Genomic DNA, 26,976 nt, shown 5'->3' with positions numbered 1-26,976 from the left:
TGACCCGCACCGCCCCCGCCGTACCCCCGTGGCTCGCCCATGCCCTGCGGTCCCAGCGGGGACCGGTCCCGTGGAGCGCGATGGTGCGCGGTGCGCTGGGCGGCGGGCCGCTGCTGCTCGTCGCGGTGCTCGCCGGGCGGCCCACGCTCGGGGTCGTCGCCGCGATCGGCGCCATGTTCGCCGGGATCAACGACCGGCCCGGCAGCCGGCGCGCCTCCGTGGCCCGGATCGGGACGCCCGCCCTCGCGGGGGTGGCCGGACTGCTGACCGGCACTCTCGCCGGCGACCACGCCCCGGCCGTGCTGCTCACCCTGCTGCTGACCGTGCTGGGCCTGGCCGCCGGAGGGATCAGCGCGCTGGGGCCCGTGGGGTCCTCCGCCGGGACGCAGCTGCTGGTCGGCGCCGCCGTCGGGGCGGGCATGCCGCTGCCCGAGCCGGGCTGGCTGCGGGCGGTCGCCTTCCTCGCGGGCGCCGCCTGGCTGCTCCTGCTGCGGCTCGCGCTGCCCACCTCCCACACCCTCGCCGGCGACCGCCGCTTCGAGCTGCGCTTCGACGGGGAGCGCGCCGCCGTCGCCGGGGTGTACGACGCGATCGCCGCGCTGCTCGACGCCGGCTCGGACGGCGCCACCGCACGGCGGGCCGCGCTCCACCGCGGCCTCGACCAGGCGCAGGACCCTCGCCGGACCCGGCTGCGCCGCCCACCTCCTCCGCCGCCGAACGCCGGCTGCACGCCCAGTACGCCGCGGCCTCCCGCTGGCCGAGGCCGCACGCGCTGGCTGGGCGGGCGACCCGCTGTCCGAGGCGCCCCGCCGCCTCGCCGCCGCCGTGCGCAACGGCGCCCCCACCGGTCCGCTGCCCGCCCCCACCCGTTCCGCACCCGGCCTGCGCGCCCTGGACGACGCCCTGCTGTACGCGGCCGAGGCCTTCGACCGGGCCGACAGCAGGCGGCTGCACGGCCGCAGGCGCTCCCGGGCCGCCGTCCTGCGGACCGTCCTCGGCCCCCGCGGCCGTGAGTACGGGATGCGCGTCGCCCTCTGCTTCGGCGCGAGCGCGGCCGTCGCCCAGGCCCTCTACCACTCCCACTGGTACGGCAGGCACGAGCACTGGTACTGGCTGCCCGCCACCGCCGTCTTCCTCGTCAAGCCCGACCTCGGGCCGCTGGCCTCCCGCGTGCTGTCCCGCGCCGCCGGAACCGTCCTCGGCGCACTGCTGTTCGCCGGACTCGCCGCGGTGCTGCCCCGCCCCGGGGGACTCGTCGTCCTCGTCGCGCTCTGCGGGGCGCTGATCCCGCTCGCCACCCGGCACTTCGCCGCGCAGACCACCGTCGTCACCGTGCTCGTACTGGCCCTGGTGATGGCCGGCGGCGAACCTCAGGCATCCCTCGCCCGCATCGGCGAGACCCTGCTGGCCTGCACCATCGTGCTGGTCGTCGGACACCTGCCCACCCTCGGCCGGCGCGGCGACGCCATCCGCGCCCGGCTCGCAGAGGCGAGCGGCGCGGCCGGCGAGTACCTCGCCCATGTGCTGGGGGAGTCCGAGGACCGTGAGGCCCGCTGGGCACTGCGCCGCGAGGCCTACCGCACCCTCGCCGAGGCCCGCGCCGCCATCGCCCTCGCCTCCGCCGAACTCCCGCCCCTCGCCCGGCACGCGGACGGCGCCGACGAGATCGCCAAGACCCTGGAACGCCTCGTCGACACCACCACCGCCGGCGCCGTCCACCTCGACGACACAGGCGCCCTCGCCCCCACCCACCTCCACCGCCTCACCACCCTGGCCGCAAAGCTGCACATCCCGGTCCCGCAACACCGCCGCCCCACAGCCAGCACCGTCAGCTGAGCGCGCCCCGAAGGGGGCGCGGTGAACTGCGCGCTCAGCCCTCACGAACCCGCACCGGCTGCCCGGCGTCAGCCACCGGCCCCGCAAGGGGCGCGGGGAACTGTGCGCGCAACCCCCACGCACCCGCACACGCACCCGCCGCCCCGGCGCCCACCACCCCCCACGGGCCCGCCCCGAAAGAAGAACGCCCCGCGTTCAAACCACCCGCACCCACACCGGCGCATGATCCGACCCCGCCACCCCCCGCCGCTCCCCGGGATCGGCCCCCACGGACGGCAGCCGCGGCGGCCCGTCGTCCGGCAACCCCGTCCCCGCCGCCGAAACCCTCCGCACCAGCCGGTGACTCAGCAGCACATGGTCGATCAGCTCCCGCCGCCCCGAGTTCACCCGCGAATACCGTTCCGACGCCGGAATCAGCGGCGCCACGTCCCACAGCCGGACCGCGTCCCCCCGGTCCGGCCGCTCGTACCCCGGCGTGCCGATCTCCGAACCGGGCGGCCCCAGCAGCATCTGCGTGGTCGCCGCCTGCACCTCGTCGTTCAGATCACCCAGCACCGCCACGTCCCGTTCCCGCCCGTCGCCCTCCAGCAGCCGGTCCGCCAGCGCGCGCAGCGCCGCCGCCTCGGCCGCCCGGCGGTACAGGGCGTAGGCGCCGTACCGGGCCCGTTCGCCCTCGTCGCGCGGCTGGAAGCGGCCGTCCGGGTAGGACAGCAGCTTCGACTTCAGATGGCACACCGCCACCCGCAGCGGCCCCCGCTCGCCCGCGACCTCCACCGCGAGGAAGCCGCGCCCGGCCTGAGAGACGGTCAGGCCGGTGTCGTCCGCCTGCACCGGCAGCATCCGCGGCGGGAACGCCGCCGTGTCGGCGACCACCGTCAGCTCCGTACGGCTCAGGAAGCCCACCCGGATGCCCCGGCTGTCGGCGTGCGAGGACAGCGCGACGTGCCAGTCGTCGTCCAGCATCCCCGCCAGATCCTCCAGCGCGCCGGGGTCGCCCACCTCCTGCACGCCGAGCAGCCCCGGATCCAGTTCCGTGATCACCGCGGCGAGCGCGGCCAGCTTCGACGCGTACGCGGCTTCGTCGTCGGGCCCGTAGGGGCCGCCGGGCCGGTACAGGTTCTCCAGGTTCCAGGTGCCGAGGAGCAAGGCGGGCCCCTTTCAGCCGTGGGCGGGCTCGTTGGTGAGGCCAGGGTGCGCGCCCGGCCCGCCGTGCGACAGAGCCGCGACGGGATGTCGCGGTTCGGCTCCCCCGGGGTCGGAGTCCCGTCGTACGTTGACGTGATGACGCCTTCTGCCGTGGAGAGTCCCGCCGGCCTCATCATCACCGGATGCACCGTCCTCACGCACGACGATCAAGAAGAGGCCGTCTTCCGGGAGAACGCGGCGGTCGTCGTCCGCGGCGGGATCGTCGAGGAGGTGACCGACGCCGGGGCGGTCGCAGGGCGCGCGGCCGACGAGTGGATCGACGCCCGTGGGCAGGTCGCCATGCCCGGCCTGATCAACTGTCACACCCACGCCCCGATGGCCGCCCTGCGCGGACTCGCCGAGGACCTGCCGACCGAGGAGTGGTTCAACGACGTCGTCTGGCCGGTGGAGTCCAACCTCACCGAGCGGGACGTCACCCTCGGCGCGCAGCTCGCCTGCGCGGAGATGATCCGGGCCGGCGTCACCTGCTTCGCCGACCACTACTTCGCCATGGACGCGGTCGCCGAGGTCGTCGCCGCGTCCGGGATGCGCGCCCTGCTGGGGGAGGCGTACTTCTCCTCCCAGGGCCCTCAGGGGCGCGAGAAGTCCCTGGAGTTCGCGCTGCGCCACCGGGGCGCGGCCGACGGGCGCATCACCACCGCGCTCGCCCCGCACGCCCCCTACACCGTGAACGACGCCGACCTCGCCGCCACCGCCGAGCTGGCCCACACGCACGGCCTGCCCGTCCATCTGCACGCCGCCGAGAACCACGACCAGACCGAGGCGTCCCTCGCCCGGCACGGCGTCACCCCGGTGGAGGTGCTGCACCGCACCGGCATCCTGGACACCGACGTCCTCATCGCCCACGGCACCGGCATCGTCGAGAGCGACCTGCCCCTCCTGGAGCACGCGCGGGGGCGTACGGCGGTGGCGACCGCGCCCCGCGGCTACCTGAAGTTCGCCTGGCCCACCACCACACCGGTACGGGCGCTGCGCGACATCGGAGTCCCGGTCGGGCTCGCCACGGACGGCGCCGCGTCCAACAACTCCCCCGACGTGTGGGAGTCGATGGCGCTCACCTCGCTCATCCAGAAGTCCACGGAGGACGACCCGCGCTGGCTGACCTCACGTCAGGCCCTGCACCACGCCACGCTGCAGAGCGCCCGCACGGTCGGCCTGGAGGGCAGCGTCGGCCGCGTCGCGCCCGGCCACCGCGCCGACCTCGTCCTGGTCGACCTCACCGGACCGCACACCCAGCCCGTGCACGACCTCGCCGCGACCCTGGTGCACAGCGCCCGCGCCGCCGACGTCCGCACGACCGTCGTGGACGGCCGGATCCTCATGCGCGACCGGCGCCTGCTCACCCTCGACGTCCCCGAGGCCGTACGCGAGCTGAACGAGCGCCTGCCCGCCCTCGTCGACCGCTCCCACGGCCGGCGCATCCAGGAGTACGACACCTGAGCGGCCCGTGCCGCGGCGGCGGAAGAAACTTCGCACCCGGCCGATGAGTTCCGAGCGGCACTCCGGTCACCCCTCGCAACGGGACCGTCGCACAGGAGGAACCATGTCGCTTCCGGAGATCGTCACGCGCGCCGAGTGGCGCGCGGAGCGCGAGGAGCTGCTCGAGAAGGAGAAGGCCGTCACCCGCGCGCTCGACGCCCTCCGCGCCGAACGGCGCCGGCTGCCCATGGTCCCGGTCGACCGCGAGTACGTCTTCGAGGGCGGCGACGGCAAGGCCACCCTGCCCGACCTCTTCCAGGGACGGCAGCAGCTCGTCGTGCACCACTTCGTGTTCGACCCGGGACGGGAGACCGGGTGCCGCTGCTGCTCCGCCTTCCTCGACCAGATCGGACACCTGGCGCACCTGCACGCGCGGCGCACCACGTTCGCCGCCGTCTCCCGCGCGCCGTTCACCCGCATCCTGCCGTTCAAGGCCCGGATGGGCTGGACGGTGCCCTGGTACTCCTCCGGCCCCGGCGACTTCGACGCGGACTTCGGGGCGCTCACGGAGGAGGACGGCCGGACGGTGCAGCGCCCCGGCGTGAGCTGCTTCCTGCGCGAGGGCGACCGCGTCTTCCACACCTACTCGGCGTACGGCCGGGGCCTGGAGGGGCTGGGCTCCACCACCAGCCTGCTGGACCTCACCGCGCTCGGCAGGCAGGAGCCCTGGGAGGAACCCCGGGGACGCGCGCACGCCGTAGGGGCGCCCGTGGCCCAGGAGCATCTCCGGTACCACGACGAGTACGACGACTGACACGGACGGTGACGGATTACTCCGAAAAGCTGAGAGCGCGCTCACACTTGGCAGTGAACGGGTGTCAACTACGTCTCAGTACCGTCACCGGACGAGGCGTTCGCCCCATGGTTGGCGTTTAACTCTACGAGTACAGCGCTACATGGAGGTGGCAGGGTGAACGGGCGAACCGTGCTCGAACGCTTTCCCGCAGGTGGACCGCGTGGCTCCTGGCCCGCGGAGGAGTTCGCGCACGCGCGGCGCCTGGAGGGCCTGCCCGCCGAGGTCGTCATGGACCTCGCCACCGACATGTTCCTGGTGATCGTCCGCGGCGAGGGCGCCGGCGGCGAGGCGGTGGCCTGACCCCGGCCGGGCGGCGCGGTGCGCGGCCGTCAGGCGGTGACGGGGCGTGACCAGACGGGGGTCGTCCCGGTGAGCCGGCACAGGGCCAGGTAGAGCGGTATCGGCGGCGTGTAGGGGAGCGTGCCGTCGGGGCGGTGGATCAGACCCGGGAGGTCCGCGGCGCCCGTGTCGGCGGGGGAGTCGGGGAGGACCGCGCCGGCGGCGTAGTGCGCGGGGGCGGGCCACTCCAGGGCGTAGTCCGAGTCGGACGGGACCAGCCACCACCAGTGCGCGTCATCGGCGTACACGCATCCCACGCGGGGCAGCCGGGGCAGGACCTGCGGGCCGAAGCGGGCCGGCACGGCCACCGCGTCGCAGCCCATCGGGGCAGTCATGCCGTCGGGCACGGGGAGACGTCGCGGCGCGCCCGGCGTGAGCCGTCCGCGCTGGATCCGGACCAGGGAGTCCAGGCTCAGCACGCGGGTGCCGGCGGGGCCCGTCACGCCCGTCCTCCGTCCCGGTCGGCGGGAATGCCCAGGCGCTGCCGGGCGGGGTGGGCCGCGTCTCCGTCGCCGGTGTCGTTCTCGCCGTCCTCGGAGCCGCCGGCCGGACCGGGCTTGGGGCGGGCGCCCCAGCCGAGGTCGTCCCGGGGTTCGCCCGGGGCGCCCGGGAAGCCGGCGCTGCGGGGGAGCTCCGCCCAGACCAGCAGGCCGGGGCCGTGTTCGAGGGCGCCCCACGCGTGGCACAGGGCGTCGACGAGAAGCAGTCCCCTGCCGTGCTCCTCCTCCGGCTGCTGCCGGGTGTTCGCCCGCGGCCGGCCCGGCGCGCAGCCCTCGTCCCGCACGGCGATGCGCAGCAGGTCGTCGCCGTCGTGCAACTCGCAGACGACGTGACTGCTCGCGGTGTGCACGATGGCGTTGGTGACCAGTTCGGAGACGACCAGGGCCGCCGTGTCGCAGGTGTCCTCGCACACCGACCAGCCGGTCAGCCGGGCCCGTGTCAGCCGTCTCGCCTGCGCGGGGGAACCAGGCTGAGCGGCCAGTTCGAAGCGGAACCGGCGCTCGGCCGCGGCCGTCGAAGGAGCGGTGGCCGGGGTGGCGCCGAGGCCGACGGAAGCCGTGGCGGCGTCTGTTCCTAAGGGCGCGGACGGAATCACGCTTGCCACTATCGCCCCGCCGTGAACACTTGGCAAGTGTCACTCTGAAAATTGCAGAGTGCTGTGTGACTGTCCGGACGGGCGTGGCACACTGCTCGCAACAGCACCTCGCGCGGCGTCAGTTGGGATCGCCGGACATTGATTCGAATATGCGTTCGCCTCACTTCGGATCACTGGTTTCCGTCCCGGCGGATCACCCGATCCCTGTGCCGGACCTCCGGACGGCGCCGCCGGGCTGTCAGGATTTGTTCGAGGGAGGTGGAGCGTGAGCGAACCCCGGTCCGCGCCGACGGTCGGGCAGGTCGTCCTCGGCCGCCGCCTGCTGGACCTGCGCGAGCGCGCGGGTCTCAAGCGGGAGGAGGCCGCCCGGATCCTGCGTGTCGCCCCCGCCACCGTGCGCCGCATGGAGATGGCCGAGGTGGGGCTCAAGATCCCCTACCTCCAGCTGCTGCTGAAGGCCTACGGCGTCTCCGACGAGGAGGCCGAGGCCTTCGTCCAGCTCGCGGAGGACGCCAACCGGCCCGGCTGGTGGCAGCGCTTCCACGACATCCTGCCCGGCTGGTTCTCCATGTACGTCAGCCTGGAGGGCGCGGCCTCCCTCATCCGCAGCTACGAACCCCACTTCGTCCCCGGACTGCTCCAGACGGAGGACTACGCGCGTGGCGTGCTGCGCTCCGGCGCCATAGGGCAGACCAGCCCCGAGGACATCGAGCGCCACGTCGACCTGCGCATGCGGCGGCAGAAGCTGCTCACCCGCGAGGACGCGCCCCGGCTGTGGGTCGTCATGGACGAGACGGTGCTGCGCCGCCGGGTCGGCGGTCCGGAGGTGATGCGCGCGCAGATCGACAAGCTGCTCGAGGCGGCGGCGCAGCCCAACGTGACGCTGCAGATCGCCATGTTCGACAGCGGGCCCCACCCCGGCACGTACGGGCCGTTCGTGCTGTTCCGATTTGCCATGCCCGAACTGCCGGACATGGTCTACAGCGAGTACCTGACCGGCGCCGTCTACCTGGACGCGCGCACCGAGGTGGCGACCCACCTCGAGGTCATGGACCGCATGGCGGCGCAGGCCGCCACGGCACATCGCACGAAGGAGATCCTCCGGGGTCTCCGCAAGGAGCTGTGAATGGAACTCATCAAGCCCCCGAAGACCCAGCCGCGTGCCCGGGCGCACGCCAGGAGGATCTACAACGGCATGCCCGCGCGGGACCTGGGCAGCGAGGGCTGGCACAAGCCCTGGAGCGGCGGCAACGGCGGCAACTGCCTGGAGGCGATGAAGCTGGACGACGGCCGGATCGCCGTGCGCCAGTCCACCGACCCGGACGGTCCGGCGCTCATCTACACCTCCGCGGAGATGACGGCCTTCATCGAGGGCGCCAAGGCCGGAGAGGCGGATTTCCTGCTGTCCTGACCTCCGATTGCCGCACTGCCTTTGCTTTTCCCTTGGCACCGACTCGGCGCCGGACCTGGCACCGGGACTTGCACCGAACTTGGCACTGAATTGACCACTAACGCTTGCAGACAGTTATGGAGTCCGTCATGACCGGGCAGAACCCCGTGGAGATCGACACCACCAGACCGCATCCGGCGCGGATGTACGACTGGTACCTCGGAGGCAAGGACAACTACCCGGTCGACGAGGCCATGGGCCGGCAGATGCTCGCCCTGGAGCCGAGGGTGCCGGTCATGGCGCGCGTCAACCGCGCGTTCATGCAGCGCGCCACGCGCTGGCTCGCCGGCCAGGGCGTGCGCCAGTTCCTCGATGTCGGCACCGGCATCCCCACCGAGCCGAACCTGCACCAGATCGCCCAGCGGACCACGCCGGACGCCCGTGTCGTCTACTGCGACAACGACCCCATCGTGCTGGCCCACGCGGCGGCCCTGCTGCGTGGCACGGACGAGGGCGTCACCGACTACCTCCAGGCCGACGTCCGGGACCCGGACACCATCCTGGAGGGCGCGCGCAAGGTCCTCGACTTCGACGAGCCGATCGGCCTGTCGCTCATCGCGCTGCTGCACTTCGTCCCCGACGAGGACGGCGCGCACGAGCTGGTGGCGCGGCTGGTGGACGCCCTGCCCTCGGGCAGTCACCTGGTGATCAGCCACGCCACGGCCGACTTCACCCCCGAGGAGTCGGAGGAGGCCACGGCGAAGCTCAAGGGCGCGGGCGTCACCCTGGCGCTGCGCAGCCGCGAGGAGTTCACCCGCTTCTTCGACGGCCTCGACCTCGTGGAACCGGGTGTCCAGGTGCCGCACCTCTGGCACCCCGAACTGGGCGACCCGGTCCCCGGCCAGGACGACGGGGTCATCCCCGGCTACGGGGCGGTGGGGCGCAAGCCGTAGGTCCGTTCCGTGCCTCACCGACGCCCTCGGGCGCCCGGCTTCGGCCGGGAGTCCGGGGGTGTCGGCGTGCTGGGGGACGTCCAGGCCATGAGGCGGCCGGCGGGCGTGCGGGCCGGGGGTGTCTCAGGCGGTCATGGGCCGGTCGTACGGGCCGATCGGCGCCGGCAGATGGCTCGTGCCGCCCGTCAGGTACTGGTCGACGGCCGCCGCCACCGCACGCCCCTCCGCGATGGCCCACACGATCAGCGACTGCCCCCGGGCTGCGTCACCGGCCGCGAAGACGCCCGGCACGTTCGTCGTGAAGTCCGGCCCGCGGGCGATCGTGCCGCGCGGCTCCAGCCCGAGGCCGAGCTGCGCGATGACCCCGTCGCCCTGGTCAGGCCCCGAGAAGCCGAGCGCCAGCAGCACCATGTCGGCGGGCAGCGTCCGCTCCGTCCCCGGCACGGGCCTGCGCCCCGCGTCCACCTCGACCAGGTGCAGGCCCCGCACCCGCCCGTGCTCGTCCCCCTCGAAACGCAGCGTCGACGCGGCGAACAGCCTCGCGTCGGCGTGCGCCTGCGGCGCCGTCCGCAGCGCGCCCGCCTCCTCGTGCGCCGCCGACAGCCGGTACAGCTTCGGGTACGTCGGCCAGGGCTCGTTCTCCTCGTCGCGCTCGGCGCCCGGCTGCCGGTAGATGTCCAGCTGGGTGACCGACGCGGCCCGCTCCCGCACCGCCGTCCCCAGACAGTCGGCGCCCGTGTCACCGCCCCCGACGATGACCACGTGCCGCCCCTCCGCCGACAGCGGCGACCTCTCCAGGTCGCCCTCGCACACCCGGTTGGCCAGCGGCAGGTACTCCATCGCCTGGTGGATGCCGGCGAGTCCACGCCCCGGCACCGGCAGCTCACGCCACGCCGTCGCCCCCGTGGCGATCACCACCACGTCGTAACGGCTCCGCAGCTCCGCCGCGTCCACGTCCTGCCCGACCGCGGTCGACGCGCGGAACCTCGTCCCCTCGGCCCGCATCTGCTCCACGCGCCGTTCCAGATGGTGCTTCTCCATCTTGAACGCGGGGATCCCGTACCGCATGAGCCCGCCGATCCGGTCGTCCCGCTCGTACACCGCGACCGTGTGCCCGGCCCGGGTGAGCTGCTGCGCGGCGGCCAGTCCGGTGGGGCCCGAGCCGATGACCGCGACCGTCCGCCCGGACAGCCGGTCCGGCGGGGCCGGCTGGGCGAACCCCTCCTCCCACGCCTTGTCGGCGATGGCGCACTCGACGTTCTTGATGGTCACCGCCGGCTGGTTGATGGCCAGCACGCAGCCCGCCTCGCACGGCGCCGGGCACAGCCTCCCCGTGAACTCGGGGAAGTTGTTCGTGGCGTGCAGCCGCTCCGCCGCCGCCCGCCAGTCCTCCCGGGAGACCAGGTCGTTCCACTCCGGGATGAGGTTGCCCAGCGGACAGGCCTCGTGGCAGAACGGCACACCACAGTCCATGCACCGGTCGGCCTGCTTGCTGATGATCGGCAGCAGTCCCCCGGGGACGTACACCTCGTCCCAGTCGCGGACCCGCTCCTCCACGGGCCTGCGCGGCCACTCCTGGCGGGGCGTGGTGAGGAAACCCTTGGGATCTGCCATGGCCGTCTTCCTTGCGTGCGCGGGGGACAGGCCGTGCGTCGTCGGGCGGCACTCCTGCGCACACGATACGTCCGCTCACCCAGGCCCGCAGCGGGCCGGACGCCGGCCGTACGGCGCCGGCGGCGCGGGCTCGCGGCGCTGCGCGGTGACCGGCCCCCGGGCGCGGCGTCCGGCGCCTCAGCCGGTGAGGACCAGGAGGTACGCCAGCGAGGACCCGGCCGAGGCGACGGCGCGGACGTGGTTCCACCGCGTCCACCCCCGCACGTACTCCGGCCAGTAAGCGGCCGCCTCCGCACCGCCCGCGTCGAGCCGGGCCGGCCGCTCGTTGCGGGGTATGTTCGCCGCCACGGTCGGCCCGAACGACCCGCACAGGAACAGCGCGCCGCCCACCACCGACGCGACCGCCCCCTCGTCCGGCCACGTCACGAGCGTCACCGTCGTGAGCACCGCGCTCAGCACCGTCGTGCCGAGGAACACCGCCATGAACGGCGGCCGCAGCGCCGCCACGTTGACCGCCTGCATCGCGGCCGTGCCCCGCGCCGGCGGCAGCGCCGCCAGCCCCCGCATCACGAACGTCGAGAACGCGCAGAACACCCCGGCCACCAGCCCGGTCCCCAGCACACCCAGCGCCGTCAGCACGGCGTACGCCCCGTCGCCCATGTCCTCACCCCCGTCGTCCTTCTCACCCTCGTCCTTACGGCCGGGCCCTTCCCTGGCCGCCCGCACCACCAGTGGACGCGTCCCCGCCGCGCCGGGCCATGGCCGGACGGCGCGCACGCATACGCGAGCGTCCACCGCCCGACGCCCGCCCGCGGCGCCCTGTCCTTCCCGGCGCTTCCGGTGCCGCCCGGAACGTGCCGCATCATGGCCGTGTGCGACTCGAAGCGATCACCTGGGACCGGCTCGTCGATCTGCTCGCCGAACGTCTGCTGGACCTCGGCACGGCCGACGGCGCCCCCTGGCCCCGCGTCGCCCTCGACGGCGCCCCGGCTGCCCGCCCGGGAGACCTCGCCGAACGGGTCGCCGAGGCGCTGCGCGTCCGCGGCCGCCCCAGCCTGGTCGTCGGCGCGGAGGGCTTCCTGCGCCCCGCCTCGGTCCGGCTCGAGTACGGCCACCGGGACCTGGAGTCCTACTACAGCGGCTGGTACGACACCGGCGCCCTGTGGCGCGAGGTGTTCGACCCGCTCGGCCCCGGCGGCAGCGGTCGGGTCCTGCCCGACCTCTGGGACCCGGTCACCGACCGCGCCACCCGCAGCCCGTATGCCGAACTGCCGCCCGGCGGCGTGCTGTTGCTGCACGGCCCGCTCCTCCTGCACCACTGGTTCCCCTTCGATCTGACCGTCCACGTCCTCCTCTCACCCGGCGCGCTGCGCCGCCGCACCCCCGAATCCGAGCACTGGACCCTGCCCGCCTTCGAGCGCTACGAGCGGGAGACCGACCCGGCCGGCACCGCCGACGTCCTCGTACGGGCCGACGACCCCCGCCACCCGGCCTGGCGCGGCTGAGGACACGGCGAAGAGCCTGGTCGGGGCAGGGCCGGGACTGCGCCGGGGGCGTGCCGCGGCACCGCCCGCTGCGGGTGCCGTCCGCGGACGGCACGACGACAATGAAGGGCGTCGGGACTCGCGGCGCGCCCCGCGCCGCGCCGGCCGTCCGGCACCGGGAGGTACCACATGACCACCGCCGGAGACATCATGCACCGCGGCGCCCAGTGGATCCCCGCGCACGAAACCCTCGACCGCGCGGCACAGCTGATGCGCGAACTGAACGTCGGCGCGCTGCCCATCAGCGACGAGAACGAACGGCTCTGCGGCATCCTCACCGACCGGGACATCGTCGTGGGCTGCGTCGCCATGGGCCACGACCCCGCCAAGGTCACCGCGGGCGACATGGCCCAGGGCACACCGCGCTGGATCGAGTCCGACGCCGACGTCGACGACGTCCTCACCGAGATGCGCACCCACCAGATCCGCCGGCTGCCCGTCATCGACGACAAGCGACTCGTCGGCATGATCAGCGAGGCCGACCTGGCCCAGCATCTGACCGACGAACAGATCGCCGCCTTCGCCGAGAGCGTCTACGCCCGGTCCGCCTCCGGCTGACTCCGCCGCCCGCGACCGGCGGGACGGGCGGGCGTCACAGCCAGCCGCTGCGCCGGAACGCCCGGTACAGCACCAGACACGCCACGGATATCACCCCGACGACCATGCCGTAGCCGTACCGCCAGTGCAGCTCCGGCATGTGGTCGAAGTTCATGCCGTACACCCCGCACACCATGGTCGGCACCGCGACGATCGCCGCCCATGCGGTGATCTTGCGCATGTCCTCGTTCTGGGCGACCGTGACCCGCGCCAGGTGGGCCTGGAGGATCGAGTTGAGCAGCTCGTCGAACGCCGCTATCTGCTCGGCCGCCCGCTGCAGATGGTCGGCGACGTCGCGGAAGTACGCCTGTATGTCGGGGGCGACCACCCGGTTCGGCCGAGTGGCGAGCTCCTCCAGTGGCCGGCCGAGCGGCACCACCGCCCGCTTCAGCTCCAGCAGTTCCCGCTTGAGCTGGTAGATGCGGCCCGGGTCGACGCGGGCGCCGTGCTCCGCGAACACCTCCGTCTCCACCTGGTCCATGTCCCCCTGGACGGAGTCGACCACGCGCAGATAGTCGTCGACGACCTGGTCCGCGACGGCGTGCAGCACCGTGGACGGGCCCTGCGCCAGCCGCGCGCGATCGGCCTCCAGCCCCTCGCGCAGCGGGCCGAGCGACCCGTGCCGGCCGTGCCGCACGGTCACCGCGAAGTCCTCGCCGACGAACACCATGATCTCGCCGGTGTCCACCACCTCGCTGGTAGCGGTCAGTTCCTCGTGCTCGACGTAGCAGACGGTCTTGAACACCGCGAACAGCGTGTCCCCGTACCGCTCCAGCTTCGGCCGCTGGTGCGCCTCGACGGCGTCCTCCACCGCGAGCGGATGCAGGTCGAACAGTTCGGCGATGCCGGCGAACTCCCGGCTCGTCGGCTCGTGCAGCCCCAGCCACACGAACCCCTCCCCGCTCTCACGGACCCGCTTGACGGCCTCGGCCGCGTCCCCGGGCACGGAGAGGCGCCGACCGTCCTCGTACATCACGCAGTTGACCACCGAGGAGCCCAGCGGGGACCGGGCGGGGTGGCTCAGATCCACCCGGGGGCGCCTGCGCGCCAGACCACGCAGCCTGCCCACCCGGCCGAGACCGGTGACCTTCCTCAGATTCACTGCCCTGGACATTCGGCTCCCCCTTGCGTGGATCCCCCGTGCCGCGCTTCCTCGTCGGCGCTTCCTCGTCGGCTTGCCGCGCCAGTCTGCCAGCGACCGGCCGACCGCGTGCGGGCCTGTGGGAACGGTGAGTTCCGTTTGGTTCCGGCCTGTGGAAAAGGGGTGCCCGCCTGCACAAGGAGGCACCGTACTGTGCAAGTTGGCGCCTTACAGCCCGGGCCTGCGGCCGCCCCGCCCGTCAGCCCCGCCCCGGCGGCCGCGCCCCCACCCGCTCCACCGCCGCGGCCCCCGCCCGGCACCCTTCCTCCGCCGCCCGCAGGTCATCCGCACCGGTCAGCAGCGCCGCGAGGAACGCCCCGGTGAAGGCGTCGCCCGCGCCGGTCGTGTCCCGAGGCGTCACCGGCAGGGCAGGAACACGGGCGCACACCTCGCCGGATCGCGCCAGCAGCGCACCTTCCGCGCCGAGCTTCACCACGACCAGCGGCACCCGTCGGCTCAGCGACGCCGCGGCCTCCGCCGCATCCGGACACCCTGTCAGCAGACATGCCTCGTCGCGGCTCGGCAGCAGCACGTCCACCCCCTCCACCAGTGCCAGGAAGCGGTCCGGACCCAGCTCGGCCAGGAACCCGGCCGACGCCGGGTCCACACTCACCGGCACCCCGCGCGCCTCCGCGGCCTTCAGCGCCACCGCCGACAGGGCCCGGCTGCTCCCACCGAACAGGAGATAGCCCGACAGGTGCAGCCGCCCCACCCCGTCCAGCAGGGCGTCCGACCAGTCCTCGGGGCCGAGCCGCAGCGACGCCCCGCTGTCGGTGAGGAAGGTCCGCTCGGCCGCCGCACCCTCGTCGACCAGGCACACGACCGTCCCCGTGGGCACGTCGGCGTCCACGACCAGCCGCGGACGCACCCCGCAGGCGGACAGCTCCCGCTCGTGCCGGACCGCCGCGTCCGCGCCCACCCGCCCCAGCAGCCGCACCTCGCACCCGCCCCGGTGCGCCGCCCAGCAGGCGACGTTGGCGCCCGCCCCGCCCGGCACCGTGCGGATCACGGCCGCCGTGTCCGTGCCCGGGGCGAGTGGACCGGCATGGCGCGCGACCACGTCCGTGATCACGTCACCGACGACCAGCAGCGCCCCGCCCGGCCCGGTCACGCCCCGGCGGCCCAGGCCGCCGCCACCCGGGCCGCGAGCGCCACGTTGCCCCGCACCGCCGCCAGATTGGCATCGAGGGAGGCGCCGTCGGTGTGCCTCACCAGGTGGTCCAGCAGGAACGGCGTGACGCCCTGACCGGTGACCCCGGCCGCCTCGCACGCCCGCAGCGCCTCGTCGAGCACCCGCGCGTGCACCCCGGGATCCAGCTGCTCGTCCTCCGGCACCGGGTTGGCGATGATCAGCGCCGACTCCGGGCCGCCGAGTGCGTCCTGCGCCCGCATCACCCCGGCCACCTCGTCCGGGGTGTCCAGCCGCCAGTCCACCAGATGCCCGGAGTCCGACAGGTAGAAGCCCGGGAAACGGTCCGTGCCGTACCCGGCGACCGCCACGCCCAGCGTCTCCAGCCGCTGCAGGGTCGCCGGGACGTCCAAGATCGACTTCACGCCCGCGCACACCACGGTGATCCGGGTGCGCGCCAGCAGCCCCAGATCGGCCGACTCGTCCTGGGTGACCGTCCATTCGCGGTGCACCCCGCCGAGCCCGCCGGTGGCGAAGACCCGGATGCCCGCGAGCGCCGCGAGCAGCGCGGTCGCGGACACCGTCGTCGCCCCGCTCGCCCCCGTGGCCACCGCGAGCGGCAGGTCACGGTGGCCCAGCTTGCGGATGCCGTCCTCGTTCGCGACCCGTTCCAGCTGCTCCTTGTCCAGACCGACCCGCGGTGTGCCGTCCAGCACGGCGATCGTCGCCGGGACCGCGCCCTCCCGCCGCACCGCGGCCTCCAGTTCGCGCGCCACCTGGAGATTGCGCGGCCGGGGCAGGCCGTGGGCGATGATCGTGGACTCCAGGGCCACCACCGGCCGGCCCGTCGCGATCGCGTTCCGTACCTCTTCCGACACCATGAGCACCACGCGTTGCCTCCCGTCTGCCGCCTCTCCCTCCATCTCTGGCGGGCGGCACACCGGGCCAAACCCTTGCGGCGCGTCACGCGGCTCACGGAGGCTGGGGCCATGACAGATCACGCGACCCGGCTCGACCACATCGTCCTCTGGGTGAGCGACCCGATCGCCGCCGCGCACTTCTACGAGAAGGCCGTCGGCCTGGAGCCGGTCAGGCTCGCCGACTTCTCGGTCGGCGAGGCGCCCTTCCCCTCGGTGCGCGTCAGCGCGGAGACGATCCTCGACCTCATGCCGCGCTCCAAGGCGGACCGAATGACGATGCTCCCCGGGGCCGCAGACAGCTCCGGCCACCCCGTCAACCACGTCTGCCTGTCGCTGTCCGCGGAGGCCTTCGACGCCCTCCTCGACCGGCTTCAGCAGCAGTCGGTCCCGGTGTCGGACATCGCCCACGACTCCTTCGGCGCACGCGGCCTGGCCAAGCGCAGCTTCTACTTCCGCGACCCCGACGGCAACGTCTTCGAGGCGCGCCACTACGACTGACCGGCGGCTTCACAAACCGCCAGGGCTGTCAGAACAGCGGCTCCGGCAGCACACCCTCCAGGGCGAGCAGCCGCCGCTTCGTCTCCAGCCCGCCCCCGAACCCGCCGATGCCGCCCCCGCTCTCCACGACCCGGTGACAGGGCACGACCACCGGCAGCGGGTTGGCGCCCATGGCCATGCCCACGGCCTGCGCGGCGCCCGGCTGACCGACACGGCCCGCCAGATCGCCGTAGCCCACCACCGTGCCGAACGGCACGGTGGTGGCCAGTTCGCGCAGCACCTCGCGGTTGAAGCCCGAGATCAGCGACCAGTCCAGCGGCAGCTCGAAGGAGTGCCGCTCGCCCGCGAAGTAGGCGTCGAACTGGCGTATCGCCTCGGCCAGCAGAGGAGAACCGGGCTCCTCGACGGGCTCGCGGCCCAGCCGGGACGCCAGCCGCTCCAGCGCCTTGTCGCGCACCTCGTCGGTGGCGTGGAACACCACGTTGACCAGGCCCTCCCGGGTCGCGGCCAGCAGCAGCGGGCCGATGGCGGTGTCCACGACCGCCCACACGACCCGCTGCCCGTACCGCCCATCGCCGTCCATGCGCCCCACCGTACGACCCGCCACCGACAACGCCCGCCGGAACGGGGCAAGAGGCAGGACAGCCACGGCCGAGGGGTCAGCCGCCCACCGCGTCACGCACCACGTCGGGGTTGTTGGTGATGATCCCGTCCACCCCGTACCCGGCCACCCGCCGGGCGGCGGCCGCGTCGTTCACCGTCCAGGTGAACGTCTCCAGCCGCTTGCCGTGCGCCCCCTTGAGAGCGTGCACCGCGGTCACGTAGTCGGCGGTGAGCGACGCCTGCGAGGGGTTGATCTGGTCGGTGAAAGCCGCGTACGCCGGCAGATCGCCGACCGGGGGCGTGCCGAGGAGGCCGGTCTTCACCGCGGGGGCCAGCTGGTGGACCGTGCGCACGCTGTCCGCGCCGAAGCTCTGCACGGTCAGCCGCTGCCGCAGGTGCGCCGGGTCGAGCCAGCCCTCGTCGGCGAGCACCTTGAGGATGTCCCGTTCTATGCCGGGGTACAGCTCCGGGTTCTTGATCTCCAGCAGCAGCTTCTGCCGGTGCTGGTCGATGCGGTGCACGAACTGCTCCAGCGTCGGCACGCGCGCGCCCGCGTACGACGCGTCGAACCAGCTGCCCGCGTCCAGGCGGGCTATCTCGGCGGCGGTGAAGTCCTTCACCTTCCACGGCGCACGGTCCGGGAAGACCTCCTCCACGTCGGTGGTGCGCTGCAGGCTGTCGTCGTGGAGGACGACGAGCTCGCCGTCCTTGGTGCGCTGGACGTCGTTCTCCACCCACTCGGCGCCCAGGGCGGCCGCCTTGTCGACGGCCGCGAGCGTGTTCTCCGGTGCGTAACCGGAGGCGCCCCGGTGCGCGACGACCACGGGTGCGGGCGCGGCGCCCTCGGCGGCCCGGGCCGGGGACAGCGGCAGCAGGAGGACGGCGGCTCCCGCAAGCGCGGTGGTCGAGGCGGCAACAGCGCGTACGTGCATGTGTACTCCTCGCGTCGAACGGTCACGGTCAGAACCACTGTGACAGCAGAGGGTCAACGCGAGACGGGTGCGGGATGGCCACAGATTGAACGCCGGCCCCTTGACGCCGCACACCGGTGCCACACACCTGCGGCAAGGACGTGTTTCTTTGTCGGATAGTCGTTCGACCATTCCGGTGGGGGTCATACTCTCTGCGAAACCCTGGCCGCCGCAGCGGTCCTGGGAGGGGGCGTACAACGGGGCAACGCGGGACGTACAGGGCGGAAGGGCAGCCGCGCATGCAGGGCACGGTCGACGGATTCAGTTACGGGCTGGTAACACCTCTCATGGCCTATCTCATGGCCTGTCTCGGAGGTGCGCTCGGGCTGCGCTGCACCACCCGGGCCGGCCTGGGACCGCGCTCCTGGCGGCCCGGCTGGCTCGCCCTCGGGGCGGCCTCCATAGGCGCCGGCGTCTGGACGATGCACTTCATCGCGATGATGGGCTTCACCGTCGAGGGCACGCCGATCCACTACGACCGCGTGATGACCCTCGCCAGTCTCGCCGTCGCCGTCGTCATGGTGGGCATAGGCGTCTTCATCGTCGGCTACCGGGGGGCCACCGGGACGGCCCTGTTCACCGGGGGCACCGTCACCGGTCTCGGCATGGCCTCCATGCACTACCTCGGCATGGCCGGAATGAGTCTGGACGGACGGATCGAGTACAACACCGTCGCCGTCGCCGCCTCGGTCGTCGTCGCCATGGCCGCCGCCAGTGCCGCCCTGTGGGCCGCCGGACAGGCCAAAGGGTTCCTGTGGAGCGTGGGCGCGAGCCTCGTCATGGGCCTCGCGGTCACCGGCATGCACTACATCGGGATGGCCGCCGTAGAGGTCCATGTGCACGGCACCGCCGAACCCGCCACGGGGGAGTCCGCGGCCGCGCTTCTCGGCCCCATGATGGCCGGCCCGCTCGCCGTCCTCGTCCTCGCCGGCATCGTGGTGGTCTTCGACCCGCTGGTCGTCATGGGCCGGTCCCCGGCGCTCACCGCCGAGCGCCTGCCAGGCATCCCGGCCCACTCCCCGGCGGACCACCCCCCGGTCCGCCCCCGGCTGCGCGCCCGCGGCCCCGTGGAGCACTGCTCCCGCACCCCCCAGCGCCGCTGACCGGACCCGTTGTCAGTGGGGGGTCGTACCGTGGATGACATGCGGCCCGTTTCCCAGATCGAACGCACGGTGGCGCCCTTCGAGGTCGTCAGCCCCTACCAGCCCAGCGGCGACCAGCCCGCGGCCATCGCCGAGCTCGCCCGGCGCATCGAGGCCGGCGAGCGGGACGTCGTGCTGCTCGGCGCCACCGGCACCGGCAAGTCAGCCACCACCGCGTGGATGATCGAGAAGCTCCAGCGCCCCACCCTGGTCATGGCGCCGAACAAGACCCTGGCCGCGCAGCTGGCCAACGAGTTCCGCGAGCTCCTGCCGAACAACGCGGTCGAGTACTTCGTCTCGTACTACGACTACTACCAGCCCGAGGCGTACGTCCCGCAGTCGGACACCTACATCGAGAAGGACTCCTCGATCAACGAGGAGGTCGAGCGGCTGCGCCACTCCGCGACCAACTCGCTGCTCACCCGCCGCGACGTCGTCGTGGTCGCCTCCGTCTCCTGCATCTACGGCCTGGGCACCCCGCAGGAGTACGTGGACCGCATGGTCCCCCTGCGCGTCGGCGACGAGATCGACCGCGACGAGCTGCTGCGCCGCTTCGTCGACATCCAGTACACGCGCAACGACATGGCCTTCACCCGAGGCACCTTCCGCGTGCGCGGAGACACCATCGAGATCTTCCCGGTCTACGAGGAGCTCGCCGTCCGCATCGAGATGTTCGGCGACGAGATCGAGGCGCTGTCCACGCTGCACCCGCTCACCGGCGAGATCATCAGCGACGACCAGCAGCTCTACGTCTTTCCCGCCTCCCACTACGTCGCAGGGCCCGAGCGGCTGGAGCGCGCGGTCAACGACATCGAGAAGGAGCTCGGCGAGCGCCTCTCCGAGCTGGAGAAGCAGGGCAAGCTCCTGGAGGCCCAGCGGCTGCGCATGCGGACCACGTACGACATCGAGATGCTCCGCCAGATCGGCACCTGCTCCGGCGTGGAGAACTACTCGATGCACTTCGACGGCCGCACGCCGGGCTCGCCGCCCAACACGCTCCTGGACTACTTCCCGGACGACTTCCTCCTCGTCATCGACGAGTCGCACGTCACGGTGCCGCAGATCGGCGCCATGTACGAGGGCGACGCCTCCCGCAAGCGCACCCTCGTCGACCACGGCTTCCGGCTGCCGTCCGCCCTGGACAACCGCCCGCTGAAGTGGGAGGAGTTCCAGGAGCGCGTCGGCCAGACGGTATATCTGTCGGCCACCCCGGGACAGTACGAGCTCTCCCGCTCGGACGGCTTCGTCGAGCAGATCATCCGCCCGACCGGACTCGTCGACCCCGAGGTCGTCGTCAAGCCCACCGAGGGCCAGATCGACGACCTGGTGCACGAGATCCGCACACGTGTGGAGAAGGACGAGCGCGTCCTGGTCACCACGCTCACCAAGAAGATGGCCGAGGACCTCACGGACTACTTCCTCGAACTCGGCATCCAGGTGCGCTATCTGCACAGCGACGTCGACACCCTGCGCCGGGTGGAGCTGCTGCGGGAGCTGCGCAGCGGCGAGTACGACGTCCTGGTCGGCATCAACCTGCTGCGTGAGGGCCTCGACCTGCCCGAGGTGTCCCTGGTGGCGATCCTCGACGCGGACAAGGAGGGCTTCCTGCGGTCGGGCACCTCCCTGATCCAGACCATCGGCCGCGCGGCGCGCAACGTCTCCGGCCAGGTCCACATGTACGCGGACAAGATCACGCCGGCGATGGAGAAGGCCATCGAGGAGACCAACCGCCGCCGCGAGAAGCAGATCGCGTACAACCAGGCCAAGGGCATCGACCCGCAGCCGCTGCGCAAGAAGATCAACGACATCGTCGCGCAGATCGCCCGTGAGGACATCGACACCGAGCAGCTGCTCGGCTCGGGCTACCGCCAGGCCAAGAAGGACGGTGGCGGCACCAAGACGCCCGTGCCCGCCCTCGGCGGCAAGGCGGCCAAGGCCGCGAAGAACGCCAAGGGCGCCAAGGGCAAGGCCGCCGAGACCGTGCCCACCGACCGCCCCGCGGCCGAACTCGCCGAGCAGATCGAGGAGATGACCGCGCGTATGCGCGCCGCCGCCGCCGACCTGCAGTTCGAGATCGCGGCACGGCTGCGCGACGAGGTGTCCGAGATGAAGAAGGAACTGAGGCAGATGCAGGAGGCGGGCCTGTCCTGACCTCCGCACACGGAATGTGTTGCAAGACCGACACAAAGTGCGGACCGGGGTACGTCGCTGTCAGTGCACCTGCGTAGGGTTCTGGTCAACCGCGGTCTTCGCGGCAACAGGGGACGTCCGAGAGGGGAATCAGCGCGTGACCGTCAACATGACCAAGGGTCAGGCCATCAGTCTGCAGAAGAACGACGGCGGCAGCCTGACCGCGGTGCGCATGGGTCTCGGATGGCAGGCGGCCCCCCGGCGTGGCCTGTTCGGCACCCGCACGCGGGAGATCGACCTGGACGCCTCGGCGGTCCTCTTCGCCGACAAGCAGCCGGTCGACGTCGTCTTCTTCCGCCACCTGGTGAGCGACGACGGCTCCGTGCGCCACACCGGCGACAACCTCGTCGGCGGTGTCGGCCAGGGCGGCGACGACGAGGCCATCCTCGTCGACCTCTCGCGCGTCCCGGTCCACATCGACCAGATCGTCTTCACCGTGAACTCCTTCACGGGCCAGACGTTCCAGGAGGTGCAGAACGCCTTCTGCCGCCTGGTCGACGAGACCAACGGCCAGGAGCTCGCCCGTTACACGCTGGCCGGCGGCGGCCCCTACACCGCCCAGATCATGGCCAAGGTGCACCGCTCCGGCTCCGGCTGGACGATGACGGCCCTCGGCAACCCGGCCAACGGCCGCACGTTCCAGGACCTGATGCCGGCCATCCTGCCGGTCCTCTAGGCAGCCGCGGACGAACCGGCCCCCGCGCGGGGGCCGGTTCGTCGCACCCGAAGACATCGACGCGACACAGGGGGACCACGCGATGACGGCCGAGCTGGTGCGGGGGCAGAACCACCCGCTGTCCCAGTCCCGTCTGGAGATCCGGATCTCTGCCGGCACGCCGGTCGCGGCCGCCGCCGCACTGAGCGACGACAACGGACGGATCCACGGCACGGAGTGGGTGGCCCACCCCGGCGCCCCCGTGCAGCCCGGCCTGGAGGTGTCGCGCCAGGCGGCCGCCGACCACCGTCTCGCGGTGGACCTGGACGCCATGACCGACGCCGTCCACCGCGTCAGTGTGCTGCTCGCCCTGCCCGCCCCGAACGGCGGCGCGGGACCCGTCCGCTTCGGCTCCGTGGCCGCTCCCTTCGTCGCCGTCACCGGCCTCGACGGCACCGAGGTCGCCAGCTACACCATCACCGGCCTGGACCTGGAGACCGCCGTCGTCGCGTTGGAGCTGTACCGGCGGCAGGGCGCCTGGAAGGTGCGCGCCGTCGGCCAGGGCTACGCGGGCGGAATGGCCGAACTCTTCGCCGACCAGGGGCTGATAGAGGCCGCGCAGCTCGCGTCCGGCATCGACGAGGCCGTCGCCCGTGGCCTCGCCCGCTCCGTCCAGGCACCCCCGCCCCGCACGTCCGAGGGCGACCGCTCCCGCCAGGCCGCGGCCCCCGCAGTCGGCCCCGATCAGGGCGCCGCTCCCCAGGGCGCCCCCGGCCCCGTGCCGCCGGCTACGGCGGGCAGCCGGCCGGCGGCCAGGGACAGGGAGGGCCGCAGCCCGCCTACGGCGGCGCCCCGGACCCTCACACGGCCTCCGGCGGGCCCGTCAACTACCGCCACCCCGGACGGCAGACCTCCGCCCCGCCGCCGCCCCCGCCGACGGCGCCCCCGGCCCAGCCCGGACAGCCGGCGCAGCCCGTGGCGGGCGACGCGACCGGCTGGTCCATGGAGGAGCGGCTGTACAACCAGGTCTGGGGCATGTTCGAGGACCTGGCGCGCACCGCCGCCGCGTACCGCAGTGCCGTGGACTTCGCCGAGTCGCGGATGGACAAGGAGCTGGAACAGGCCCTGTCCGACCCGCGCAGCCGCCTCGGCGGACAGGGCGACGCCGCCCGTGAGGCGGCCCGCGCGCGGTACTCGCAACTCGTCGATCAGGCACGGGCGTCCCTCGACCGGGACGTCGCACAGCTCGTCGCCGAGTCCGAGGTCGTCGAGCCCGCCCTGCCCCCGGCGTTCGCCCGCTGGGACAACCCCTGCTGGCACGCCTACCGGGTGCCGATGGAGATACCCATGGCGCTGCGCCTGGGCGACCTCCGGCTGCCCGAGGCCGAGGCGGTCCGCATCCCCATGCTGCTCAGGCTGCCGCTGGAGCGCGGGCTGTGGATCGACAGCGGACGCACCGACTCCCTGGACGGGTCGTTCACCGACTCCCACGACATGCGGCGCCTGGCCATGGACACCGCGGTGGCGCACGCCGCGCGGCTGCTCGCCGTCTACCCGGCCGGCGAGTTCACCGTGCATGTCGTCGACCCGGCCGGGTCCGGCGCGCAGGCCCTGGCACCGCTCGCCCAGACCGGCGTCCTCGTGGGACCGCCCGCGCAGGGCGCGGCGGGGGTGACGGAGGTGCTGGCCCGGCTCACCCAGCGGGTCGACCTGGTGCAGATGGCGCTGCGCGGCGGGGCGCCGGACGCGCTGCCGCCCGGCTTCGACACCTCGCAGCAGCTGCTGATCGTCAACGACTTCCCGCACGGCTTCGACGACCGGGCCGTGAACCAGCTGCGCTACCTCGTCGACGAGGGACCGTCGGTCGGCGTCCACCTGATGATGGTCGCGGACCGCGAGGAGTCCTCGGGGTACGGCCCTCTGCTCGACCCGCTGTGGCGTGCGCTGCTGCGTCTGACCCCGGTGCCCGACGACCACCTCGCCGACCCGTGGGTGGGGCACGCCTGGACGTACGAGCCGCCGGTGGTGCCGGACGGCAGCGACGTGCTCCGCCAGGTCCTCACCAAGGTCGCCGAAGCCCGCCGGGCGTGGAACAGGTGACTGCCCGAGCACTTTGATCAAGGACTCGTAAAGCCCTCTCACCTGGTGCTTTGTAAGTTTCTTTACTGATCTCTTTACCAATCCTTGGTGATTGGGTAGTCTTGGCCGCACGGAGGGGAGTACTCCCTGTCTGTGCGGCGACCCCGTCAATACGGATCTGGCCAGATCCCGGGGCGTCGGCCCGAGGGCCGTCGGAGCGCATCACGCGCCCCAGGTCCGGGTGGAAGAGACCTCCGGCAGCGACGACGCTGACATTTGCCGTGTGACGTATCTGCCGGAGGCGCAGTGGATGTTTCCCTGACCCTGTGGGTCCTGACGATCGTGGGCCTGTGTGCCCTGATCGCCGCCGATTTCTTCATCGGCCGCAAACCGCACGACGTGTCCGTCAAGGAGGCGGGCATCTGGACGGTCGTCTGGATCGTCCTCGCCGCGCTCTTCGGACTCGGCCTGCTGATCTTCGGAGGCGGCCGGCCGTCGGGCGAGTTCTTCGCCGGCTACATCACCGAGAAGTCGCTGAGCGTCGACAACCTCTTCGTCTTCGTCCTGATCATGGCGAAGTTCGCGGTGCCCTCGAAGTACCAGCAGCGGGTGCTCCTCGTCGGAGTGCTCATCGCCCTGGTGCTGCGGGCGATATTCATCGCCGCGGGCGCGGCCGTCATCGCCAGCTTCTCCTGGGTGTTCTACCTCTTCGGCGCGTTCCTGATCTGGACCGCCTGGAAGCTCATCCAGGAGGCCCGGGCCGACCGGGAGGACGAGGAGTTCGAAGAGAACAAGCTGCTCAAGGCGGCCGAGCGCCGCTTCGGCGTGGCCGACCGCTACCACGGCACCAAGCTGTGGATCCGGCAGAACGGCAAGCGGGTCATGACCCCGATGCTCGTCGTGATGCTCGCGATCGGCACCACCGACGTCCTGTTCGCGCTGGACTCGATCCCCGCGATCTTCGGCCTGACCCAGGACCCGTACATCGTGTTCACGGCGAACGCGTTCGCCCTGATGGGTCTGCGGCAGCTGTACTTCCTCATCGGCGGACTGCTGAGGAAGCTGGTCCACCTGTCCTACGGCCTGTCGATCATCCTGGGCTTCATCGGCGTGAAGCTGGTGCTGCACGCCCTGCACGAGTCCGGGGTGCACGTCCCCGAGATCGGCATCCCGGTCTCCCTGGGCGTGATCTGCTCGGTGCTGGTCGTCACCACGATCACCAGCCTCCGCGCGTCCCGTAAGCAGGCGCAGGCCGAGGCGGTCGCCGGGCCGGCCGAGACCCCCGCGAAGAGCGACATCGACGTCTGACCCGCGTCGACATCAGCAACACGGGCACCAGGAGCGGGGGCGGTACATCGCCGGCCCCGCTCCCGGAGCCGCACGTCCAGCGCGCCGCCCCCGGACGGCGCCCACCGCAACCGACCAGTACGAGGAGGGCATGCGTGACCATGACGACCCCGAGACGATCAAGATCGCGGAGCGGAAGGGGTCGCCGCACGGCGGTGACAGCAGTTCCGACGCCCTCGACGGTCACCCGGTGGTCGACAGTCCTTGAGGTGCGGCACCCCCTCATGCCGGGGACGATCGCCGCATGACGGACCGGATCAAGTCCATGGCGTCCCGATGGACGGTCGCCGTTCCCGTGCTCGCGGTCGTGCTGCTCGCCCTGACCTGGGGGAGGGACCTGCCCGGAGGCATCGTCGTCCTGGTGACCCTGGTCCTGGCCGGAGCGGTGCTGGCGGCCGTGCATCATGCCGAGGTGGTCGCCCACCGGGTCGGTGAGCCGTTCGGCTCCCTGGTGCTGGCGGTCGCCGTCACGGTCATCGAGGTCGCGCTGATCGTGACCCTGATGCTCGACGGCGGGGACAAGAGCGCGACGCTCGCCCGCGACACCGTGTTCGCCGCCGTGATGATCACCTGCAACGGCATCGTCGGCATCAGCCTGCTCGTCGGCTCGCTGCGCCACAAGACGGCGGTCTTCAACTCGGAGGGCACCGGGGCCGCCCTCGCCACCGTGACCACACTGGCGACCCTCAGCCTCGTGCTGCCGACGTTCACCACCAGCAAGCCGGGTCCGGAGTTCTCCACCGTCCAGCTCACCTTCGCGGCGGTCGCCTCGCTGAGCCTCTACGGCTTGTTCGTCGCGACCCAGACCGTGCGGCACCGCGACTACTTCCTGCCCGTCGCCAAGCAGGGCGAGCCGTCGAAACCGGAGGCGGAGCACGCCGAGGCGCCGTCCACGCGCACCGCGCTGATCAGCGCCGGACTGCTGCTCCTCGCCCTGATCGGGGTCGTCGGCCTCGCCAAAGGCGTCTCGCCGACGATCGAGTCGGGGGTGGAGGCGGCCGGTCTGGGCCACGGCGTGGTCGGTGTGATCATCGCCCTGCTGGTGCTGCTGCCGGAGACCATCGCCGCCGTACGCGCCGCGCGCCGCAACCATGTGCAGACCAGCATGAACCTCGCCCTCGGCTCGGCGATGGCCAGCATCGGCCTGACCATCCCCGCCGTCGCGCTGGCGTCGCTCTGGCTGCCCGGCGCGCTCGTCCTCGGCCTCGGCAACACCCACATGGTGCTGCTCGCCCTGACCGTGGTGGTCAGCGCCCTGACGGTGGTCCCGGGCCGGGCCACGCCGCTCCAGGGCGGCGTGCACCTGGTGCTGCTCGCCGCCTATCTGGAACTGGCGATCAACCCCTGACCCAGGGACCCCCGGGGGCCGCCCGCACGTCCGGGCGGCCCCCGGGCGCCTCCCGACCTGAGCGGGCGCGGCGGAGGTGCCGTACGGACCGCCGCCACAGCGT

At 72.7% G+C, this 26,976-nt stretch carries 24 protein-coding genes and 2 pseudogenes; 16 read left to right on the top strand and 10 right to left on the bottom strand.

Features of this window, described 5'->3' with window-relative positions; genetic code table 11:
- Positions 1-80: 80 nt before the first annotated feature.
- Positions 81-1,836: pseudogene (locus AY578_RS07965) on the top strand (FUSC family protein).
- Positions 1,837-2,031: 195 nt separating this feature from the next.
- Here the strand turns inward: AY578_RS07965 and AY578_RS07960 are convergent.
- Positions 2,032-2,982: an endonuclease/exonuclease/phosphatase family protein gene (locus AY578_RS07960; protein WP_161107339.1), complete on the bottom strand. Its 951-nt coding sequence runs from the start codon at positions 2,980-2,982 to the stop codon at positions 2,032-2,034.
- A 135-nt stretch (positions 2,983-3,117) separates the two neighbouring features.
- Here AY578_RS07960 and AY578_RS07955 point away from each other — a divergent pair, with 135 nt between their 5' ends.
- The 3 genes from AY578_RS07955 to AY578_RS07945 all read left to right on the top strand — a co-directional run bounded on the left by AY578_RS07955 (position 3,118) and on the right by AY578_RS07945 (position 5,617).
- Positions 3,118-4,482: an amidohydrolase gene (locus AY578_RS07955; RefSeq protein WP_258902208.1), complete on the top strand. Its 1,365-nt coding sequence runs from the start codon at positions 3,118-3,120 to the stop codon at positions 4,480-4,482.
- Between the two features lie 103 nt (positions 4,483-4,585).
- Positions 4,586-5,275 carry a DUF899 domain-containing protein gene (locus tag AY578_RS07950; protein ID WP_258902207.1) on the top strand — a complete coding sequence of 230 codons (690 nt, stop codon included), beginning with the start codon at positions 4,586-4,588 and terminating at the stop codon, positions 5,273-5,275.
- A 156-nt stretch (positions 5,276-5,431) separates the two neighbouring features.
- Entirely contained in the window at positions 5,432-5,617 is a 186-nt protein-coding gene (locus AY578_RS07945; RefSeq protein ID WP_019525306.1) for a DUF8839 family protein, read from the top strand.
- 29 nt (positions 5,618-5,646) lie between these two features.
- On the opposite strand, the gene AY578_RS07940 is transcribed toward AY578_RS07945, so the two are convergent.
- Together AY578_RS07940 and AY578_RS07935 are read right to left on the bottom strand one after the other, a co-directional pair.
- Positions 5,647-6,099 carry a hypothetical protein gene (locus AY578_RS07940; protein ID WP_019525305.1) on the bottom strand — a complete coding sequence of 151 codons (453 nt, stop codon included), beginning with the start codon at positions 6,097-6,099 and terminating at the stop codon, positions 5,647-5,649.
- Positions 6,096-6,761: an ATP-binding protein gene (locus AY578_RS07935; RefSeq protein ID WP_258902206.1), complete on the bottom strand. Its 666-nt coding sequence runs from the start codon at positions 6,759-6,761 to the stop codon at positions 6,096-6,098. Before AY578_RS07935 ends, AY578_RS07940 begins: the two co-directional genes overlap by 4 nt.
- 256 nt (positions 6,762-7,017) lie before the next feature.
- On the opposite strand from AY578_RS07935, the gene AY578_RS07930 reads away from it, so the two are divergent.
- The 3 genes from AY578_RS07930 to AY578_RS07920 all read left to right on the top strand — a co-directional run bounded on the left by AY578_RS07930 (position 7,018) and on the right by AY578_RS07920 (position 9,095).
- Positions 7,018-7,878 (top strand): Sco1979 family transcriptional regulator, encoded by an 861-nt coding sequence (locus tag AY578_RS07930; RefSeq protein WP_019525303.1) that lies wholly within the window; start codon positions 7,018-7,020, stop codon positions 7,876-7,878.
- The gene (locus tag AY578_RS07925) at positions 7,879-8,163 is read left to right on the top strand and encodes a DUF397 domain-containing protein (protein ID WP_028960495.1); all 285 of its coding nucleotides are present in this window, start codon (positions 7,879-7,881) and stop codon (positions 8,161-8,163) included.
- 128 nt (positions 8,164-8,291) lie between these two features.
- Complete coding sequence (locus AY578_RS07920; protein WP_234008093.1) at positions 8,292-9,095, top strand: SAM-dependent methyltransferase; 804 nt, start codon at positions 8,292-8,294, stop codon at positions 9,093-9,095.
- Between the two features lie 123 nt (positions 9,096-9,218).
- Here the strand turns inward: AY578_RS07920 and AY578_RS07915 are convergent, their stop codons facing one another.
- The gene (locus tag AY578_RS07915; protein WP_215049014.1) at positions 9,219-10,709 is read right to left on the bottom strand and encodes a glutamate synthase subunit beta; all 1,491 of its coding nucleotides are present in this window, start codon (positions 10,707-10,709) and stop codon (positions 9,219-9,221) included.
- Positions 10,710-10,886: 177 nt separating this feature from the next.
- Entirely contained in the window at positions 10,887-11,369 is a 483-nt protein-coding gene (locus tag AY578_RS07910) for an anthrone oxygenase family protein (protein WP_258907275.1), read from the bottom strand.
- A gap of 212 nt (positions 11,370-11,581) precedes the next feature.
- Here AY578_RS07910 and AY578_RS07905 point away from each other — a divergent pair, with 212 nt between their 5' ends.
- Both AY578_RS07905 and AY578_RS07900 read left to right on the top strand, forming a co-directional pair.
- Positions 11,582-12,214: a nucleoside/nucleotide kinase family protein gene (locus AY578_RS07905; RefSeq protein ID WP_019525298.1), complete on the top strand. Its 633-nt coding sequence runs from the start codon at positions 11,582-11,584 to the stop codon at positions 12,212-12,214.
- A gap of 168 nt (positions 12,215-12,382) precedes the next feature.
- On the top strand, positions 12,383-12,811 hold the full coding sequence (locus AY578_RS07900; RefSeq protein WP_019525297.1) for a CBS domain-containing protein: 429 nt from the start codon (positions 12,383-12,385) through the stop codon (positions 12,809-12,811).
- Between the two features lie 34 nt (positions 12,812-12,845).
- Here the strand turns inward: AY578_RS07900 and AY578_RS07895 are convergent, their stop codons facing one another.
- The 3 genes from AY578_RS07895 to AY578_RS07885 form a co-directional block, all read right to left on the bottom strand.
- A complete protein-coding gene (locus tag AY578_RS07895; RefSeq protein WP_136237727.1) occupies positions 12,846-13,964 on the bottom strand; it encodes a magnesium and cobalt transport protein CorA in 1,119 nt (372 codons plus the stop codon).
- A gap of 226 nt (positions 13,965-14,190) precedes the next feature.
- A complete protein-coding gene (locus AY578_RS07890) occupies positions 14,191-15,102 on the bottom strand; it encodes a carbohydrate kinase family protein (protein WP_136237726.1) in 912 nt (303 codons plus the stop codon).
- The gene (locus AY578_RS07885; protein WP_019525294.1) at positions 15,099-16,010 is read right to left on the bottom strand and encodes a pseudouridine-5'-phosphate glycosidase; all 912 of its coding nucleotides are present in this window, start codon (positions 16,008-16,010) and stop codon (positions 15,099-15,101) included. The genes AY578_RS07890 and AY578_RS07885 overlap by 4 nt, the downstream gene beginning before the upstream one ends.
- A 99-nt stretch (positions 16,011-16,109) precedes the next feature.
- Here AY578_RS07885 and AY578_RS07880 point away from each other — a divergent pair, with 99 nt between their 5' ends.
- Positions 16,110-16,538, top strand: a complete 429-nt coding sequence (locus tag AY578_RS07880; protein WP_019525293.1) for a VOC family protein — start codon at positions 16,110-16,112, stop codon at positions 16,536-16,538.
- Positions 16,539-16,566: 28 nt separating this feature from the next.
- On the opposite strand, the gene AY578_RS07875 is transcribed toward AY578_RS07880, so the two are convergent.
- Positions 16,567-17,121, bottom strand: a complete 555-nt coding sequence (locus AY578_RS07875) for a methylated-DNA--[protein]-cysteine S-methyltransferase (RefSeq protein WP_019525292.1) — start codon at positions 17,119-17,121, stop codon at positions 16,567-16,569.
- A 76-nt stretch (positions 17,122-17,197) separates the two neighbouring features.
- Complete coding sequence (locus AY578_RS07870; protein ID WP_019525291.1) at positions 17,198-18,073, bottom strand: glycerophosphodiester phosphodiesterase; 876 nt, start codon at positions 18,071-18,073, stop codon at positions 17,198-17,200.
- Positions 18,074-18,351: 278 nt separating this feature from the next.
- Between AY578_RS07870 and AY578_RS07865 the strand changes: the two genes are divergently transcribed.
- The 6 genes and pseudogenes from AY578_RS07865 to AY578_RS07840 all read left to right on the top strand — a co-directional run bounded on the left by AY578_RS07865 (position 18,352) and on the right by AY578_RS07840 (position 26,873).
- On the top strand, positions 18,352-19,215 hold the full coding sequence (locus AY578_RS07865) for an MHYT domain-containing protein (protein WP_258902205.1): 864 nt from the start codon (positions 18,352-18,354) through the stop codon (positions 19,213-19,215).
- A 39-nt stretch (positions 19,216-19,254) separates the two neighbouring features.
- The gene (gene uvrB / locus AY578_RS07860; RefSeq protein ID WP_019525289.1) at positions 19,255-21,405 is read left to right on the top strand and encodes an excinuclease ABC subunit UvrB; all 2,151 of its coding nucleotides are present in this window, start codon (positions 19,255-19,257) and stop codon (positions 21,403-21,405) included.
- Positions 21,406-21,541: 136 nt separating this feature from the next.
- On the top strand, positions 21,542-22,120 hold the full coding sequence (locus tag AY578_RS07855) for a TerD family protein (RefSeq protein WP_019525288.1): 579 nt from the start codon (positions 21,542-21,544) through the stop codon (positions 22,118-22,120).
- Between the two features lie 82 nt (positions 22,121-22,202).
- Positions 22,203-24,199: pseudogene (locus AY578_RS07850) on the top strand (TerD family protein).
- Positions 24,200-24,484: 285 nt separating this feature from the next.
- Positions 24,485-25,486, top strand: coding sequence for a TerC family protein (locus tag AY578_RS07845; protein ID WP_019525286.1), 1,002 nt, complete (start codon positions 24,485-24,487; stop codon positions 25,484-25,486).
- 283 nt (positions 25,487-25,769) lie between these two features.
- The gene (locus AY578_RS07840) at positions 25,770-26,873 is read left to right on the top strand and encodes a calcium:cation antiporter (RefSeq protein ID WP_019525284.1); all 1,104 of its coding nucleotides are present in this window, start codon (positions 25,770-25,772) and stop codon (positions 26,871-26,873) included.
- Positions 26,874-26,976 lie beyond the last annotated feature (103 nt).

Origin of the sequence: Streptomyces thermocarboxydus (assembly GCF_024760485.1) — a bacterium.
Lineage (GTDB): Bacteria > Actinomycetota > Actinomycetes > Streptomycetales > Streptomycetaceae > Streptomyces > Streptomyces cellulosae.
The sequence above is the reverse complement of the archived record's forward strand: the minus strand, read 5'-3'. Positions and strand labels throughout refer to the sequence as shown.